This is a genomic window from Candidatus Melainabacteria bacterium (genome assembly GCA_003963305.1).
In the GTDB taxonomy this organism is placed as follows: Bacteria; Cyanobacteriota; Vampirovibrionia; order Obscuribacterales; family Obscuribacteraceae; genus PALSA-1081.
The window spans coordinates 17152-33353 of sequence record RXJR01000011.1 but is presented as its reverse complement, the minus strand read 5'-3'; the positions used below and the strand labels follow the sequence as shown (position 1 = coordinate 33353).

The 16202-nt window shown below is 49.7% G+C and carries 12 protein-coding genes, 3 tRNA genes and 2 rRNA genes; 6 read left to right on the top strand and 11 right to left on the bottom strand.

Going from position 1 to position 16202, the window contains the following annotated elements:
• Positions 1–2 precede the first annotated feature (2 nt).
• The 4 genes from EKK48_13605 to EKK48_13590 all read right to left on the bottom strand — a co-directional run bounded on the left by EKK48_13605 (position 3) and on the right by EKK48_13590 (position 3855).
• Positions 3–2705, bottom strand: a complete 2703-nt coding sequence (locus EKK48_13605; GenBank protein ID RTL41397.1) for a hypothetical protein — start codon at positions 2703–2705, stop codon at positions 3–5.
• Between the two features lie 286 nt (positions 2706–2991).
• Positions 2992–3192 (bottom strand): hypothetical protein, encoded by a 201-nt coding sequence (locus EKK48_13600; GenBank protein RTL41396.1) that lies wholly within the window; start codon positions 3190–3192, stop codon positions 2992–2994.
• Between the two features lie 155 nt (positions 3193–3347).
• A complete protein-coding gene (locus EKK48_13595; protein ID RTL41395.1) occupies positions 3348–3557 on the bottom strand; it encodes a hypothetical protein in 210 nt (69 codons plus the stop codon).
• Positions 3558–3645: 88 nt separating this feature from the next.
• Complete coding sequence (locus EKK48_13590; protein ID RTL41394.1) at positions 3646–3855, bottom strand: hypothetical protein; 210 nt, start codon at positions 3853–3855, stop codon at positions 3646–3648.
• Positions 3856–4075: 220 nt separating this feature from the next.
• On the opposite strand from EKK48_13590, the gene EKK48_13585 reads away from it, so the two are divergent.
• Positions 4076–4831: a hypothetical protein gene (locus EKK48_13585; protein RTL41393.1), complete on the top strand. Its 756-nt coding sequence runs from the start codon at positions 4076–4078 to the stop codon at positions 4829–4831.
• 434 nt (positions 4832–5265) lie between these two features.
• On the opposite strand, the gene EKK48_13580 is transcribed toward EKK48_13585, so the two are convergent.
• Positions 5266–6843 (bottom strand): hypothetical protein, encoded by a 1578-nt coding sequence (locus EKK48_13580; protein ID RTL41392.1) that lies wholly within the window; start codon positions 6841–6843, stop codon positions 5266–5268.
• A gap of 474 nt (positions 6844–7317) precedes the next feature.
• On the opposite strand from EKK48_13580, the gene EKK48_13575 reads away from it, so the two are divergent.
• Positions 7318–7956: a hypothetical protein gene (locus tag EKK48_13575; GenBank protein ID RTL41391.1), complete on the top strand. Its 639-nt coding sequence runs from the start codon at positions 7318–7320 to the stop codon at positions 7954–7956.
• A gap of 36 nt (positions 7957–7992) precedes the next feature.
• Here EKK48_13575 and EKK48_13570 read toward each other — a convergent pair whose 3' ends face one another.
• Entirely contained in the window at positions 7993–8268 is a 276-nt protein-coding gene (locus tag EKK48_13570) for a hypothetical protein (protein RTL41390.1), read from the bottom strand.
• 218 nt (positions 8269–8486) lie between these two features.
• Here EKK48_13570 and EKK48_13565 point away from each other — a divergent pair, with 218 nt between their 5' ends.
• The 3 genes from EKK48_13565 to EKK48_13555 all read left to right on the top strand — a co-directional run bounded on the left by EKK48_13565 (position 8487) and on the right by EKK48_13555 (position 10701).
• On the top strand, positions 8487–9113 hold the full coding sequence (locus EKK48_13565; protein ID RTL41389.1) for a hypothetical protein: 627 nt from the start codon (positions 8487–8489) through the stop codon (positions 9111–9113).
• A 111-nt stretch (positions 9114–9224) separates the two neighbouring features.
• Complete coding sequence (locus EKK48_13560) at positions 9225–9851, top strand: hypothetical protein (GenBank protein RTL41388.1); 627 nt, start codon at positions 9225–9227, stop codon at positions 9849–9851.
• A 208-nt stretch (positions 9852–10059) separates the two neighbouring features.
• Positions 10060–10701, top strand: a complete 642-nt coding sequence (locus tag EKK48_13555) for a hypothetical protein (protein RTL41387.1) — start codon at positions 10060–10062, stop codon at positions 10699–10701.
• 167 nt (positions 10702–10868) lie between these two features.
• Here the strand turns inward: EKK48_13555 and rrf are convergent.
• The 3 genes from rrf to EKK48_13540 all read right to left on the bottom strand — a co-directional run bounded on the left by rrf (position 10869) and on the right by EKK48_13540 (position 14494).
• A 5S ribosomal RNA gene (gene rrf, locus EKK48_13550) occupies positions 10869–10984 on the bottom strand.
• A 169-nt stretch (positions 10985–11153) separates the two neighbouring features.
• Positions 11154–14119, bottom strand: a 23S ribosomal RNA gene (locus tag EKK48_13545).
• A gap of 302 nt (positions 14120–14421) precedes the next feature.
• Positions 14422–14494: transfer RNA gene (locus EKK48_13540), tRNA-Ala, on the bottom strand.
• Between the two features lie 488 nt (positions 14495–14982).
• Here EKK48_13540 and EKK48_13535 point away from each other — a divergent pair.
• Complete coding sequence (locus EKK48_13535; protein RTL41386.1) at positions 14983–15507, top strand: hypothetical protein; 525 nt, start codon at positions 14983–14985, stop codon at positions 15505–15507.
• A 108-nt stretch (positions 15508–15615) separates the two neighbouring features.
• On the opposite strand, the gene EKK48_13530 is transcribed toward EKK48_13535, so the two are convergent.
• Together EKK48_13530 and EKK48_13525 are read right to left on the bottom strand one after the other, a co-directional pair.
• Positions 15616–15689, bottom strand: a tRNA-Ile gene (locus EKK48_13530).
• A 178-nt stretch (positions 15690–15867) separates the two neighbouring features.
• Positions 15868–15940, bottom strand: a tRNA-Ala gene (locus EKK48_13525).
• Positions 15941–16202: the final 262 nt, after the last annotated feature.

Here is a 16202-nt window from a genome sequence, read left to right as displayed (position 1 = left end):
AATTATTTTGCGCGCACCGGCTGGAAATTGTCGGTCGGTTTCGTCGGATCCATCGCCGCTTCTCTGCGAGCAACATCACCGAGAATGGCGCGCACACGAATGGCTTGCTGATAGTCAGGCGTTTGCTCTTTGTAATCAGCTTCAGTGATCGGCCGTCCGTAATATGGTATTTGTTTAAGTTCTGCTTGGATCTCTTCCGGCGTTTTGCCCTCTGTCTTGATATCGAAGGCTTTGATCAGCGCCTGGTCAGCTCTTTGCCGGAATGTACCGTTGGTGCGATCGAAAACCTGGGCTGTTTTGGCTGTGGTGTCGTCCAGGACCTGTCTTCCTGCCGAGTCGAGTATTCTGCGCGAATCGATGCGGCTTGTATCAATGCTGTTAATTGAATCCCAGACGGTGCCATCATGGAAAGTGGTGCCCGGTCCTCGCATTGCTGCCACGTACTTGTAGACTGATTCGCGTGCGCCGTACTGTCCATTATCTCCTGCATAGACTGCCTGACTGACTTTCCATAAATCGTCGAAGTATTTGATCTGGTCAGGTGTCATGGTGCTCCGCTCGGCAGCCGACGGTTGATGCGCGACATACCAGTGCGAGTCACCAGCGAGGCGCAGAAGCATTTGAGCATCAGGGTTCAAATCAAGTTCCCAACCTTTGCCGTCTGCGGTCATTTTTACTTTCGGAATTTCGGCACCTTTTGGTACTTCTGCGGCAGGCATGAGTAAGTAGCTTGTATCTGCTATTGCCTTGATCACGGGCATGCCTTTAGCAAGCGGTGCTATCTCTCCGGTGTTTCCTTCTGCAACAGGATCTCTCATCACCCGCGTTTCGCGTTTGAGCGCGTCGCCCAGTTTCTGCGGGAACTGTGGATCTGCCTTGATTTCTTCCTGGACCCAGGGCGCAAGTTTGCTTGTGTCCCCAGCTTCAGCGGCTTTTTGAATGGCGCTTACGGCTCCACTTGTTTTGAAGAAGTAGAGCAGTCCCATAATCGTTTCTGGTGGCGCAACTTGATGTGCCAGAATGCCACTTTTGACCAGGTCGAACTCTCGTGGAGCGAGACCAATCTGATTTCGAATGCCGTCAATTGCTAGCACGCCTTCGAGATGATGGGTGTGGAAATTTGCTGGAAGATTGTCAGCCACAGTCGTGCCGTCCGCGAGCATTCGCATGTAGGGACTGGCCTGTGATTTTGTGCTGTCTGAACCGGCAGAAGCGATCATTGCCAGCTTAGTTGCCTCAGGCGACATTGCCTGGTCTGCTATGGCGCGAACTTTTGCAGGGTCGGTTTCGCCGCTCTGGCTGACGGCTGTGCTGCGAACCAGGTCGCTGTATTGGACGACTCTGGCCAGCTCGCCCATCGTGTGCACCCAGTTAGCTGCCTGGTCTGGAATGATTGCACCATCAGCGGTGCGCAATGATGAAAAGTGCTCTCGCGCCATGGCTATTGTCGTCATGACTGCTTCAGGGTCGGCAACAGTGCCTGTCTTGAAAGCATTGTTGATTACATCCCAGGCGCTTTTACCTGGTTCGATTTGAATTTCGGAAAGATCCTGACGAGCCATTTCTTTTGCATGTGTGATTTGCTCTGGAGACAGTTGTTTTATTGTCTCCCACTCTTTTTCCACTCTGGCTCTGTCGCTTTCGCCGGCGGGACGATTGTCTACGTCAAGCTTTGCAGTCTTCGTGCTCTCGCTTTTGCCATCTGTCGTTTCTGTAATTGAGCGATTCAGATTATCGCCGCGAGTCGGACCATCCTTGCCAATCAGTGTTTCGACTCGACCGTTTGCCGTTGCGGTCTGCATTGGCGTTACCTCCAGACCGTTTGCCGCTGTGGTCTGTGGAGGCGTTGCTTCAGCTTGAATGCCGGCTGTTCTTGCGGCTTCGATTTTGTTAAGGGCGTATTGATTTGAGAATCTGTGCCCGACACCACCTGCTGCTGCTGTGCTCAGCCCTTCGACGACGCCACGTCTTGCGATCGCCAGGGGATCGAATGATCCTGAATAGAGTTGCGCCGCTGATTCACCAACAACACCTGAAGTGAAACCAAAGGCACCACCAGTAGTGACGGCGCCAACTATGGATTTGTCGATTGTGTTGCCGAGCAACTTCTCTGCTGCAGGAGTGACTCGACTTCCGAAGGCATGACCGAGCGGGAACGCCGCCATACCTACTCCGGCTCCGAAAGCTGTGTTGAATGCTGTTTTGGTGAAGCCGCCCGCCAGGTCTAACTGCCCGGTCGTTTGATTTGTCCAGGTAGAGCGGGTCAGGGTGCTGTCGATTAGACTGCTGCCGCCACCTATCATGAGTCCTTTGTTTGCCATGGAAAGTTCTTGAGCGGCGCCGAATTTATCCATGAGTAGTTTTGTGCCCACGCCTTTGGCGCTTCCCAGGGCAAAATCTTCGACTTGATTTTGCGTTGTATCACCCCGATGCACTTCGTCCAGACCGTGCAATGCTGCTGACAGCAACATGCCCTTGCCCGGTCCCATGAAGAGTGGTACGGATTTTATGAAACTTGCAGCGGCATCTGCGGCGCCGAAGTCCGATTTCCCAGAACTGTCCGTATTTTTTGACCGCCCTGGAAGAGTATCGATTGCCAGTTCGAGTGCTTCTGTTAACAGTCCATGGTCTGAGCGCTTTTCCGGAGATTGCGAAATCTGCTGGGCGGCATCGGTGTTCTTAATAGGTGGGATTTCTGGCGGCATCTGCTACTCGATTGCGGAGTTTCATCCGGTAATTGAATTAAAACGGGAAGATATATCCAAGTTGTTTCATACCCAAAGAAACACACCCTGTTTGCGTGCATTTCATGTGGCTATGATTAAACGCTGGCTCAGCTTGTTTTTACGGCGGTTGCCGCTATTTCGCTCTGCTGAGAGTTTCATTATTGAGGGCTGGTGTGAAATCCACGTGAAGTGAGGTGGAACAGTTATAGATGCCTGGAGTTAATTCAACGTTTACAGGTCTCGACTGAGCTTTCAACTGGCAAAGTTATGCAGCCACCTGTACTGGAGTGTCGCCGTACTGAGACTGTTCGAAGTCCATTTGTCTCTGGAACGATTCAACGATTGCGGCGGCTTCCCGGTTAATGCCGTGGTTCAGGAGCGTTCGCACGTGGGTCCAGGATTGCATCGAATCGCGCTGCGAAACCATATTTTGGAAGCCGGTCTTTTTTGCTGTTTCGTTAGTCATTTTAGAATCGCTCCGCGCTGTCCCTTTCCGTTCCCTTAATCTAATGGCCAATTCTGGCATTTCTCTGACATGCACATTAAAACTGGGAAGATTTTGACCCAATAAAAAAAGCTGGCGCCTGCCAGCTTTAAAAGGTTTTTCCAGGGTCTGTAGAATCATTGAGGGGTGAAGTCGACCACCTGCTGTTCCAGGTGCTGTTCTTGGCTCATTTGGATTTCGAACGATTCGACAATTGCTGCGGCTTCACGGTTGCTGCCCTGGTTCATCAAATTTTTCAGGTGAGTCCATTGCATCGACGCTCTGCGCGCCAACAATGATTGGATACCGCTTACTTTGTCGTGTCTGCGAGTGAGTTCTTCAGTCATTTTTTACTCCCGCAATTGCTATGACATCACTTTAGTCATTTCGTGTGTCAATTTCTGGAAAGTTCGGGCGCTTTGAGATTAATTAGACTCAAGCTGCTTTGTCGTTGGGTGCCGCACTGGTGGACGATTGCAGTTCCATCTGGCGTTGAAATGACGCGACGATTTCAGTTGCTTCCTGATTTTTTCGCAGCGTCAAAAGATGCGAAACCGTCGACCATTGCTGCGTTACCGCCCTTCTTTTCAGTAACCGTTCGAAGCCGGTCGATGGGGAAGCTTGGTACGCGATGTAGGGATTCATTCGTTTATCCTCTGCTTGGTGTCATCAATCTACAGGTCAAATCTGAAAAATATTTGAGAACGGGTGCGCGAACAATTAAATAGAAAGTTCGAGCGGCTGCACGCTCTTTGGATAAATCAGTCGTTGTATGTTTAGAATGGCTGGAAAGATATTTGTTCCTTTGATGAGATGGTTACACGTGACCAACACTGCGCTGGCTAGGGTTTTCGGATTCCTGTTAATGGCGTATTTTGCTGCAGTCGCATTCCCGGCTGTTTGTGCAGCACCGTCGGGGCAGGCATTCTCTCTGAAGCCGGATGAGGAGCTGGATCTGAGCTATGAACTTGAAATGCACCGTCGCGTTAACCTGCGCATCTGTAAGGACTACTTGAGCGTTGATTTGCCTGACCATCAAATGGTTATCCTGTCCCAGGCACCAGATTGGCGTGTACGTGCTATCTCCCCAGTGCGTAAACTGACGGGTGTGAGTACTTGCCAGGACTGGGTGCGTCGTGGGTCGCCTCTCAACTTTTTGAAAGTAACGTCGATTCCTGAATGGCCGTTAGTTAGAACAGGAATCCGTCCGTTTTTGAATTGGAACGCGACCTGTTACGCACTTCCTTATAAGACGCAAAATGGAGCGATTGTTCCGGTGAGTCGAGGGAATGTAGGAGACTTTCTTGTGCTGGGGGAGGGATTCTTTCCCAAGCAGCCATGTCAGATTGTTGCCACTCTCATTCAAACTCCTAAAAGCGTAGCGGCGTTGCCATTGCAGCTAAATTTATGGGACACGGATAAGATGAGCAGCAAGATGAATTCGTTGTTTTTGTACTCCGGTGTCAACAACGGCGGTCCGAAAGCGATGGAGGCAAAGAAGGTCGCTGTCGTGAAGCGCCACAGCTTGCCGTCTTATCAGGGCTACAAGGAGTGCAAAGATCCTCGTGATGTTTGGGTCAGCCATGCTGATGTTGAGGGTTTCGAGGGGCTTTTGCGTTAACTGAAAAGCTTTTGTGTTAACTTGGTTCTTTGCGCTTCGTGGTAACAAAAAAGAAACAACTCTCAGGTAATTTAGTCGTGTTGAGACAGACACCCCCGTCTAATTTACTAGAGGTCCCACCCCATGAAGAGCTGCTGGCAGACAGGATTTGATTCTGTTGTGACGACGAGAAATAACATGCAACACTGGCGCCAACTTCAGAACCTCTTTAATCAAGGTGCCAATAGAGAAGCTATTGCTATTGTCGAATCTTTTCAGATCCAGATGGACTGGGAGTCTTATTGTCAGCAACAGTTCGAGCAACAGTTCCAGGTTCAGGAGCAGCGTTTGGCGAGCTGATTGGCGACCGTCTTTGTTTGTTTGTTTGTTTGTTTGTTTGTTTGTTTGCGGTGCATCCTATGCGCTATGAACTTTAGTTTTGGTTAGTGGGGCTCTTAGTGAAGAACCTTCGCCACGTTTAAACCATCTTCGACGATGGCTGCTGCTGCACCGGCGTGTTCGACTGCCGCGGCAACCGACCCAACTTCTGAGCCAACGCGAGCAAGTGCTGCGGACTCTTCAGCAATTTTGGCGCCCATGCTCAAGCCATCTGCCGCGAGACTGGTAGCAGCCGAGGCTTCTGGAACAACTACAGGCGCTAGAGCGGCTTCGACTTCAGCGGCGTCAGCTCCACCTCTAGCGAACTTGGACATCCATGAAGGTGCTTGCGCATCGAATCTTCCTGTCAATTTTTGGAAGAGGTCAGGCACATTGTTAAACATACCCTTGCGATACCCGAGGTATCCGACTCCGCCAGCTGCAGCCAGTCCAAACAACAATGGAAACTCTGAGCCACCCGGTTTGGGCGCCTGGTTGCCACTGCTTTGACTTCCCGTGTCTGATGACAGAAGCGAAGCAAAGTCGGAAGCAGGTACTGCACTTGCTGCTGCTAAAACGTCTCGAGTGGGCAATTTTGCCATGGAGGCGGCTACGTCCTGAGCGCTTGGATTGCTGTTGTTCGCCAGATCGGACTGCACAGCTTGTTGATCTGCAGATGGCAGCGCTTTGAAAAGGGTCGCTAAATCTTGTTGGGGCAAACCGGCGATGACCGCACTGAGTTGAGCCGCGTCCAGTGTGGCTAACTTGTTCAGCACTGCTGAACTGTCTACGGTGCCTTGTGCAGCACCGCCGCCGGTCACGTCTTGAGGCATCGTCTGGTAGGTGCCATCGCCTTGCGCGACTTGGGGCTGGGTGGCTAGACCGCTTGTATCTGTGCCTGCGCCTGCATTTGGTTGAGTGTACAAGCCGCTGGCATCGGTACCCGCACCAGTATTCGGTTGAGTGTACAAGCCGCTGGCATCGGTACCCGCACCAGTATTTGGTTGAGTGTACAAGCCGCTTGTATCTGTGCCTGCGCCTGCATTTGGTTGAGTGTACAAGCCGCTGGCATCGGTGCCTGCGCCTGCATTTGGTTGAGTGTACAAGCCGCTGGTATCGGTACCCGCACCAGTAGTTGGTTGAGTGTACAAACCGCTGGCATCCGTGCCTGTGCCCGTAGCACCATAGCTAGTGCCGGTTGAAGAATCGGTCCCTGCTAAGCTGCCACTTTGTTGTGAAGCTGCAAGCGCCTGTTGCAGATCGCTGCCTGGCACCATCGCCAGACCTTGAGCGAGGTCGGCTGTCGGCAGTTGGGCAAGTTGATTGAAAAGATCTTGTCCTTGCGCATTTGGATTCTGCTGTATAAAGGTCTGGATTTGCGTCTGTTCGTTCTGAGGCAATCCGGCGAAGAATGTAGCAATGTCTTGCTGTGGTAGATTCGTAATTGCTCCTAATAGGACCTCTTTGGGAAGACCATTGAGCGTGGAAGCGGAGGATGTCGAGCCGCTGAAGCTGCTTCCATCTGTTGGTGGTTGGAAGCTTGTTTGTGTTTGCGAAGATGATATGCCCGGGTATCCCTCGCTGAGGAGCGCTGGGTTCGTCATTTGCTGCGTCGGGGTCACTGGTGCTTCAACGTTTGCATCATAGCTTGGCATGGAGAATCGATCCTCTGAGTAAGGACTGTACGCGTCGGAGGTCATGCCTGGGCTGGCTGAACCGCGCTTGAGAAGACAACTGTCTATATGTGGGCATCCCTATTATGAGGGCAGTTTGCCTGATGTCAAGATTATTTAATCTGGCTCCGATTCAACTTGCGATCGGCTTGCCGAGCAATTCAGGTGGTGTTGAATATGGTGCTGATATTTTGCTAATCCCTTGCTGGAGCTGATTTCAGCGCTATCCATTAGCTGAGTAAGAGATTCTGAAGCCTCACATCCAGATGGCTTTTATTTGCAAAGTGGTGTTAGGTTTTTGGTTTTCAGGGGTTACTGGAGTCAATTGCAACGCGGAGTTTTTGTAGTGGTGCCGATTCTGTTGACATATGGCAACAGAGAATCTATTCTTGGACGATTACACTGCCTGGCTTTGGCGTGCAATTTCGCGGGTGTTCATGAGTTGATGGAGGCGTTATGAATTTTAGTTCGATTCAAAAATTAGGACTGTTGGCAACGATTATAGTTTCAGCCACTGGTTTTGCGAGCCCTGCTTTGGCTGATGCATCAGTGCAAGGCTTTTCATGTGATACCAATCGAGCTTCGGTGAGCTTTCAGAATGGCACTTCTCATGACAAGAAATTTGTGATTCCGGGAACAGGCAAGGTTGCCGTTCTCGTTGATGCTAATGCTTCTGGACCTGCCGGCATTAACTATGTGTTCAATCCGCCTATCCCATTTAAAAACATAACCTGGTATTACAAGGAAGCGCGCAATTCCAATGCTTTGCGCGCCATTACTGCAAGATATTGCTTCTCGCTCGCCGATGGTTCTCAGCAGACCAGTTACGATGTGCAGGGCGGAGTTGGCAATCGCGGCAGCAGCGTAGGCGACGGCTGGTCTAGTGTGATCCAGGACACTCGTGCATTCCCAAGTATCGTCACGAACGGAAATGCTGTTGTCAGCAGACTGACCTTCATCTTCAAGGACGCCAACGCTGCGAACAACATCACTCTGGGTCGTGTCTCAATCAATGAGAATGCCGTTAGCCCGAGCATAATCACCGATGTTGGACCTTGCAGCCTGCAAGACCCCTGCATCATTCAGGCTCCCTAACAATAACCAATCCGGCTAGTCCGAAATTACGAAAGGTCACGCGCACTGGCTCGTGACCTTTTGCTTGCATAGAGAAGCGGCATTTGTCTCTCTCCGCAGCGCACCGCCCGCTATGCTCTGTCTGTCTGTCTGTCTATCTGTCTGTTTGTTTGCTTGCTTGCTTGCTTGCTGTAATTGCTTCTGTGATCGCTTCTGTGATCGCTGCTTTTGACGCACTGTATATGGTGGCGCCTGTCGTGCTCTAGTGTTGTTGTTGTTGTTGTTGTTGTTGTTGTTGTTGTTGAGCTTTGCTGTGATGGTTGGCTGTTGCACTCTTGGTGTCTACAATAATCGACATCAAAAGTGTAGACTTTGTTCTACATTTAAATTGCGTGTTTGGACGTGTGTCCGTGATATTCTTTCTTGAGTTTTGAACTTCTTAGATTGTATTGATCGACTAAATCTGACGACAAAGTTTCGTTTTTAAACCGGCGAACAGTGAGTGCGGAGTGCACGATACTGCATGGAATAGCAGCTCAAAGGAGGGCGTAATGAAGATAGGTTCGATTCACAAAATTGGCGTGTCCATGGCAATGTCTGCGTTAAGCTGCATGCCTGCGTTTGCAGATACGACTTTGCAAAGTTTCCTTTGTGATGCACGCGGTTCTGTGACCATTCAAAATGGCACTTCGCACGACAAAAAGTTTGTCATTCCCGGTATCAATAAAATCGCCGTACTTGTTGATGCCAGTGCTGAGGGACCGGTTGGTATCAACTATGAATTCAACCCGCCAATTCCGATGCAGTTCGTCACCTGGTATTACAAAGAAGCCAGAGGCTCAAACGCTTTGCGTGGCATAACCGCCAGATACTGCATAAGTAAGACCGATGGTTCAGATGTGAAGAGCGTCGACATCGACGGCGGGCAGTATGACCGCGGCGGTCAGGTCGGGGATGGATGGTCAAGCACGATTCAAGACACTCGTGCATTCCCGAACTATGTTTACAACGGCAATGCTGTTCTTTCAAAATTGACGTTCATTTTCAAAGACAAGAACAATGCCAATAACATTACGCTTGGTCGTCTTGTAATTAATCAGAATGCTATCAGTCCAACTCTAATCACAGAAACCGGACCATGCAGCCTGAAAGAAAAGTGCACCAAGCAAGCTGACTAGGTTTAATTCCTGCGGTTCTTGCCGGTCTTATCTGCAGAGCTTACACTGTTGTGTAGGCTCTCTTTTTTGCCTGGCATCCCCAAGATCCCGCGATCCTTTAGGAGTTATTGCATGAATCGCAAGTTTTCAGCAACGCTTGCAGTGTTCGCTCTGCTCGCAGCATCATCTACAGCCTATCCGGCCGTCGCAGGCATTTACGATGGTACGGCGCAATTGTTTAAATGCAACTCCACGTCTAATGTCGCTTTCAGGCAGAGCACCTCTAAAGATACCCAGTTTGACTATGGGCGAACGAATAAAGTCGCTGATGTTGCTACGAACAGCTCAGGTGGCACCTGTGGAGTCGAGTATCGTTTCGATGGTCTTCTTTTTGACGACCAAGATGTCATTTGGTTCTATAGTCTGCCCAGAAATTCGGCAGCTTTCAATAATCTGACGGTCAAATACATTTTCAAAACAACTGGTGGTGGTCAAAAGATTGAGTACACGATTAAGGCAGGAACTGATGCAACGGTGAAGCCTGTGCACAATAACTGGAATTATCTAACACAAAAGAACAGCTCTTTTCCGAGCAATGTTCGAAATACGCAAGCGTTTCTGCAGCGGGTGCAGTTCATTTTTGACAATAAGGTTTCGAGCACGATTACGCTCGGCGATCTGCGCCTGCAGAGCCGAAGCTCGTCTTCCTCTTCAGCAACGATCAGCGATCTGGATCTCGAATTGAAAGGGTGCCCGTAGTACCGTAACTTGTAAGGTTTTGTTGTGATTGATATTTTCACTTCATTGCCGTTCGCTTGATACTGTAGCTGGTGCTAGAGCCATTGATAACAGCTATCGTTGGCTCTTTTGTATGCTATCGTCGGTTGAAAATTCGGCCCAAAATGCCTATCCTTGTACTGTTCAGCTTACCGTCGGTGATCTGTCTTTCTCAGTGTCTGGAGGCTATATGTTGCCATTTAGTGGAAAATTTCTATCAATCGCGTGCAAATCCGTAGTATCTGCCCTGCTCGTGGCAGCAGTTTCCGGAGCTGGAGCTTTCGCTGCTGACGGTGGTACAGCTCAGTTGTTCAATTGCAAATCAACTGGCAATGTGTCTTTCCGGTATATCACATCGAAGGAAAAACAATTCGATTATGGAAATACCAACCAGGTTGCGGTGTTGGTAAGCAATGGTAGCGGCGGAACCACCGGAGTCAGCCTCCAATTGCCGACGCAAACGTTCAATTATATACGTTGGTATTTCAGAGAGGCCAGAGGCTCAAATGCTCTCAAGCAGCTCAAGGTCAAATATTGCTTTACCGTTAAGGCCACCGGCGAAAGAGTGCAAAAAATTGTTGACGGTGGTGTGAGCGCTTCAGTCAGCTCTCAAAAGGATGGTTGGAGCGTATTGGACCAGAACAACAAGGTCTTCCCTGCTAACGTTGTATTTGGTGCTGCTACTATCGACAGAATTGAGTTTATTTTCGATAACAGCATTGCTAACAACATCACATTAGGAAAAGTTGTATTGGACACTGATGCTGTCAGCACATTGATTCTCGATACAGCCGGCTGTGAAGGTGAAGCTGATTGCGTTGAAATACTATAGGATAGCAGTCAAAGCAGGACTAATTTTGAACGAGCTTCGAGTTTACTCGGAGCTCGTTTTCCATGGTGGTTCGGCATGAGTGTTGATGATGCGCGCGAATCGAACACTCCACACTAAAAAGCACCAAAACAAAAAGCCTCGAGCTATTAACTCGAGGCTTTTATAACTCCTGGCACCGGGCTATCTTCCCAGGCGGTCACCCACCAAGTATTGTCGCTGCTGACCGTCTTTACCTTCGTGTTCGGGATGGGAACGGGTGTGTTCCGGTCGCTTGAGCACCAAGAACCTTTAGGGTACAAGGTCACCGAATATGGTGTCAACCTTGTTTTGGTTCTGGCTTGAAACTCGTTACAAGTTTCAACCAGTACCCTGAAAACTGCACATTGAGGTTTGCGTAATGCAACGCTTTATAGCGTCGGCCAATTTATTAGGTTGGCTTTCCATCATCAATAATGGACAAGCCCTCGGACTATTAGTAATGCTTGGCTACGCACTGATCTTTCGAGGTGCTTCTACCTGCATCCTATCAACCCGGTGGTCTTCCGGGGTCCTTACTACCTTGGGTATGGGATTTCTCATCTTGGGGTGGGCTTCGTACTTATATGCTTTCAGCACTTATCCACTCCGAACACAGCTACCGAGCGTCTACCACTGGCGTGATAACTCGTATACTGGCGGTTCGTTCGTCCTGGTCCTCTCGTACTAGGGACGACTCCCCTCAAAAATCCTACGGGCATGCCGGATATGGACCGAACTGTCTCACGACGTTCTGAACCCAGCTCACGTACCGCTTTAATGGGCGAACAGCCCAACCCTTGGAACGTACTACCGCTCCAGGATGCGATGAGCCGACATCGAGGTGCCAAACCTCCCCGTCGATGTGGACTCTTGGGGGAGATCAGCCTGTTATCCCTATGGTAACTTTTGTCCGATGAGCAACGACCCTTCCATGCGGAGTCGTGGGATCACTAAGCCCGACTTTCGTCCCTGCGCGAGATGTCTCTCTTGCAGTCAAGCTCCCTTCTACCTTTACGCTCTATGGGTGATTTCCGACCACCCTGAGGGAACCATTGGGCGCCTCCGTTACAATTTAGGAGGCGACCGCCCCAGTCAAACTGCCCAACTGAAACTGTTCCCTGCCCAGATTCATGGAACAAGGTTAGTATGCTAGCTACATCAGAGTGGTATCTCAACGACGCCTCCTCCCGATCCAAAAACCGGGTCTCAAAGGCTCCCACCTATCCTGCGCAAATATAGCCCGCAGACAATTTCAGCCTACAGTAAAGCTCAATAGGGTCTTTCTGTCCTGGCACGCCTAGTCCGTATCTTCACAGACAATCCTATTTCGCCGAGCCTCTCTCCGAGACAGCGCTCAAATCGTTACTCCATTCGTGCGGGTCGGAACTTACCCGACAAGGAATTTCGCTACCTTAGGACCGTTATAGTTACGGCCGCCGTTCACTGGGGCTTTGTTTTTCAGCTTCGCTTGCGCTAACCGATCCACTTAACCTTCCAGCACTGGGCAGGAGTCAGCCCCTATACATCACCTTACGGTTTAGCAGAGACCTGTGTTTTTGTTAAACAGTCGCTTGAGCCTCGTCGCTGCGATCATCTCGAGCTTCAGACGCGTAGTCTTACACCCTAGCATGACACCTCTTCTTCCGAAGTTACGAGGTTATTTTGCCGAGTTCCTTAGAGAGAGTTATCTCGCGCACCTAGGTATACTCTACCTGACTACCTGTGTCGGTTTCGGGTACGGGAACCTTACAATCTGGCTTTCGCGGCTTTTCTCGGCAGCGTGGTATCTCTGAAATTTCACTCGTAAGTAATTTCCTACTCGGCCTCACTTTTTAACGTCAATGCGGATTTGCCTACATCAACTAGCTACACCTTTGGACGGCAATCCATTAAGCCGCTCCAGATAACCTCCTGCGTCCCCACTTAGCTCCTATCGATTGCACGGTTGTACGGGAATATTAACCCGTTGTGCATCGGCTACGCCTCTCGGCCTCGCCTTAGCTCCCGACTAACCCCACGTGGACGAACCTGCCGTGGGAACCCTTAGTCTTTCGGTGCATTGGATTCTCACCAATGTTTTCGCTACTTAAGCCGACAGTCTCACTTGTGCTTCGTCCACACGTGCTTACGCTCATGCTTCGCTCTACAACACAACGCTCCCCTACCGCTCAAAATAAATTGAGCCCACGATTTCGGTGACATGCTTAGCCCCGTATATTTTCGGCGCAGAGTCGCTTGACCAGTGAGCTATTACGCTTTCTTTGAATGGTGGCTGCTTCTAAGCCAACATCCTGGTTGTCTATGCAACTCCACCTCCTTAATCACTTAGCATGTACTTTGGGACCTTAGTCGGTGGTCTGGGCTGTTTCCCTCTTGAGTACGGAACTTATCTCTCGCACTCTCACTGCAGGATATTACGTTATAGGTATTCGGAGTTTAACTCGATTTGGTACGGATTTTCTCCGCCCGCACCGAACTAGTGCTCTACCCCCTATAAGATACGTCCCACGCGGTGCCTCAACGCCTTTCGGGGAGAACCAGCTAGCTCCGGGTTCGATTGGCATTTCACCCCTATACACAGCTCATCCACTGATTTTTCAACATCAGTTGGTTCGGACCTCTACGCATTTTTACACACGCTTCATCCTGGCCATATATAGATCACCCGGGTTCGGGTCTACCTCATGTAATTATTAATCGCCCTTATCAGACTCGGTTTCCCTGTGGCTTCGCATATTAACTGCTTAACCAACTACATAAGGTAACTCGCCGGCTCATTCTTCAACAGGCACACTGTCACACTATCTAATAGTGCTTCAATTGCTTGTAAGCACACGGTTTCATGTTCTATTTCACTCCCCTCACCGGGGTTCTTTTCACCTTTCCCTCGCGGTACTTGTTCACTATCGGTCGTAAGTCAGTATTTAGCCTTACCGGATGGTCCCGGCAGATTCATACAGGGTTTCGCGTGTCCCGTATTACTTGGGATACTCCTGAGGTTCAGACAATTTCGTTTACCGGACTGTCACCGTCTATGGTGTGCTTTCCCAAACACTTCAACTATCGTCATCCCATCTCGTGATGGAGTCCCACAACCCCTATATAACTTGCGTTAAATAGGTTTGGGCTGTTCCGCTTTCACTCGCCGCTACTAACGGAATCACTGTTTTGTTTTCTTTTCTTCCCGGTACTAAGATGTTTCAGTTCCCGGACTTACCTCGTCCTATCCTATGTATTCAGATAGGCGTCACCAGACATAACTCTGGTGGGGTTGCCCCATTCGGAGACCCACGGATCTTAGTCTGTAACGACTTCCCGTGGCATTTCGCTGTTTACTGCGTCCTTCATCGGCTGCTTACGCCTAGGTATCCACCGTGCGCTCTTTGTAGCTTGACCAAAGTCTGGACATAATCTCGATCAGCAGGACACTGTCGAGTATTCCAGACAACATTGATGGTGGAAATTCTAGAAAATGTATTTCTAGAATACGGACCTCAATATGCAGTTTTCAGGGTACAGAGCCGGTTTTGTTTAATGGCCTTTTCCGGATGGCCGTCGCGCCGGTTTTTTGAAACCTGCGCGAATCATCAATACTATCAGATGAATCAGCGCTCTTACAAGTGTTTTTCTGAATTGTTCTTCAGAGTTTCTTGTTCGCTTGTCAGAGTCGACTTCATAAGAATGTCTATCCGACTTGATTTCTGGAGGCTAGCGGAGTCGAACCGCTGACCTTCTCCGTGCAAAGGAGACGCTCTACCAACTGAGCCAAGCCCCCACTCATGCGGGATTTCATTGTACTAGGCTCATTGCCTGTGCTCGTTAGCATCGAGCGTACATTTTGAAATTTCTTCACACACGTCACTATCGGCTTCGAACTCAACTCGCTTTCGCGCAGTTAGGAAGCCCAGTAACGACTACTTCTCTATAATACCCTAAATCTTCCGAGTTGGAAGCATCAACACAAAGTTTTAAGGTCTATTGAAAGCGTCTAAGAATGAGGCTGTGTCCCACTGTGCCTGGGGCTGGCGCCGGGCACAGTGGGACACAGCCCCCTGGGCGTGGCGGATAGTGGGGGTAGAGGCGTTATGATTCGAGTTCCAGATCAGGTTCTAAATCAGATCAATTGCACCAGATCAAATTGCATATAAAAGGATTTGCGTTTTGCACAAGATAAAATGCGCCAGCTGCATGACTCCTCAATTGGCTTCCGCTGTGCAATGTAGCGTGTGTGGGAAACCAATAGAAGCGGGGAGTGGTACTGACATGTCGGGGCAGCCTCTTGATAGCGCCCTCGCAACGCCGCTCGCTGAGCCGATCTTGTTTCCAGTATCTCTAAAGAAGTTCATAGTAATGGACCTGGGCACATTGGGTTTGTACAACATTTTCTGGGCTTACAAGAACTGGGAATACTACAAGAGTCAGGGTCGCAGTGTTCGTTCCGGATGGCGAGCCTGGTTTTCCGTCTTCTATCTGCATGGACTTTTGAAAGATGTTTTGCAGACCGGAAATTCGTTCGGATTGCCAAATTCTTTCTCGCCAACGGTTGTTTTTGTGCCCTGGCTTTTCTTGGAGATCTCGAGCCGATTGCCCGATCCGCTCTGGCTGATAAGTTTTCTGAGCTTTATTCCTCTTATTCCGGTGCTCAAATATGTCAATGAGATCAACCGTGTTGCCGGAAGAAGCGCAGCGATTAATAGCAAGTTCACCGTGTCAAACTGGATCGGTGCTTCTATCGGCTTTTTGATTCTGATTTGTGCAATTCTTGGATGTTTTGCGCCGGACCAATAGCGCAGTAAGACAAAGGTACAGGACACCTTGCAACAAAAAAGCAGACGATTCTCTCGCCTGCTTGCCTGCACCACTTGCGGTGCTCTGTCCATATTTTTCGGAAAAATATGGGCCATCCTGGACTCGAACCAGGGACCTCACCCTTATCAGGGGTGCGCTCTAGCCACCTGAGCTAATAGCCCGCAATGTGGCAATAGTATCATTACCGGCTATTCTTGGCGACTGTTGTAGTGGCTCTTCTTCACAAATTTGGCAATTTTTTTCGATTTGGATGTCGGTTGCAATCAGCGAAAGCCTGAACTCAAGCCGCAATGTCCACCAACAAGGTGTCACGCAACGGGCTTTGTAATTAGTAAGAATTGGAGATAAGGGGATTCGAACCCCTGGCCTCACGGGTGCGATCCGTGCACTCTACCAACTGAGCTATATCCCCAGGTTTCTGCAATCAATTATAAACTCATATTGCCTATAAGGTTGCGCTTGAGGGGGCAATTAGTGCAATCCATATATAACGGATCGGACTTTTGTATTGTGGTTGGCGACTCAAGCTTCTTGATATCTGCCGAAATGTATTCATTCTCGATCACGGCTAGAATTGGCCCCTGTAGTCAGACTGTCGGGTGGCTTAAATGCTGAAAAATCTATCCCTGAGATCACGCCTATTCGTGTTTTTGTGGGCTTCGTTAGCACTCAGT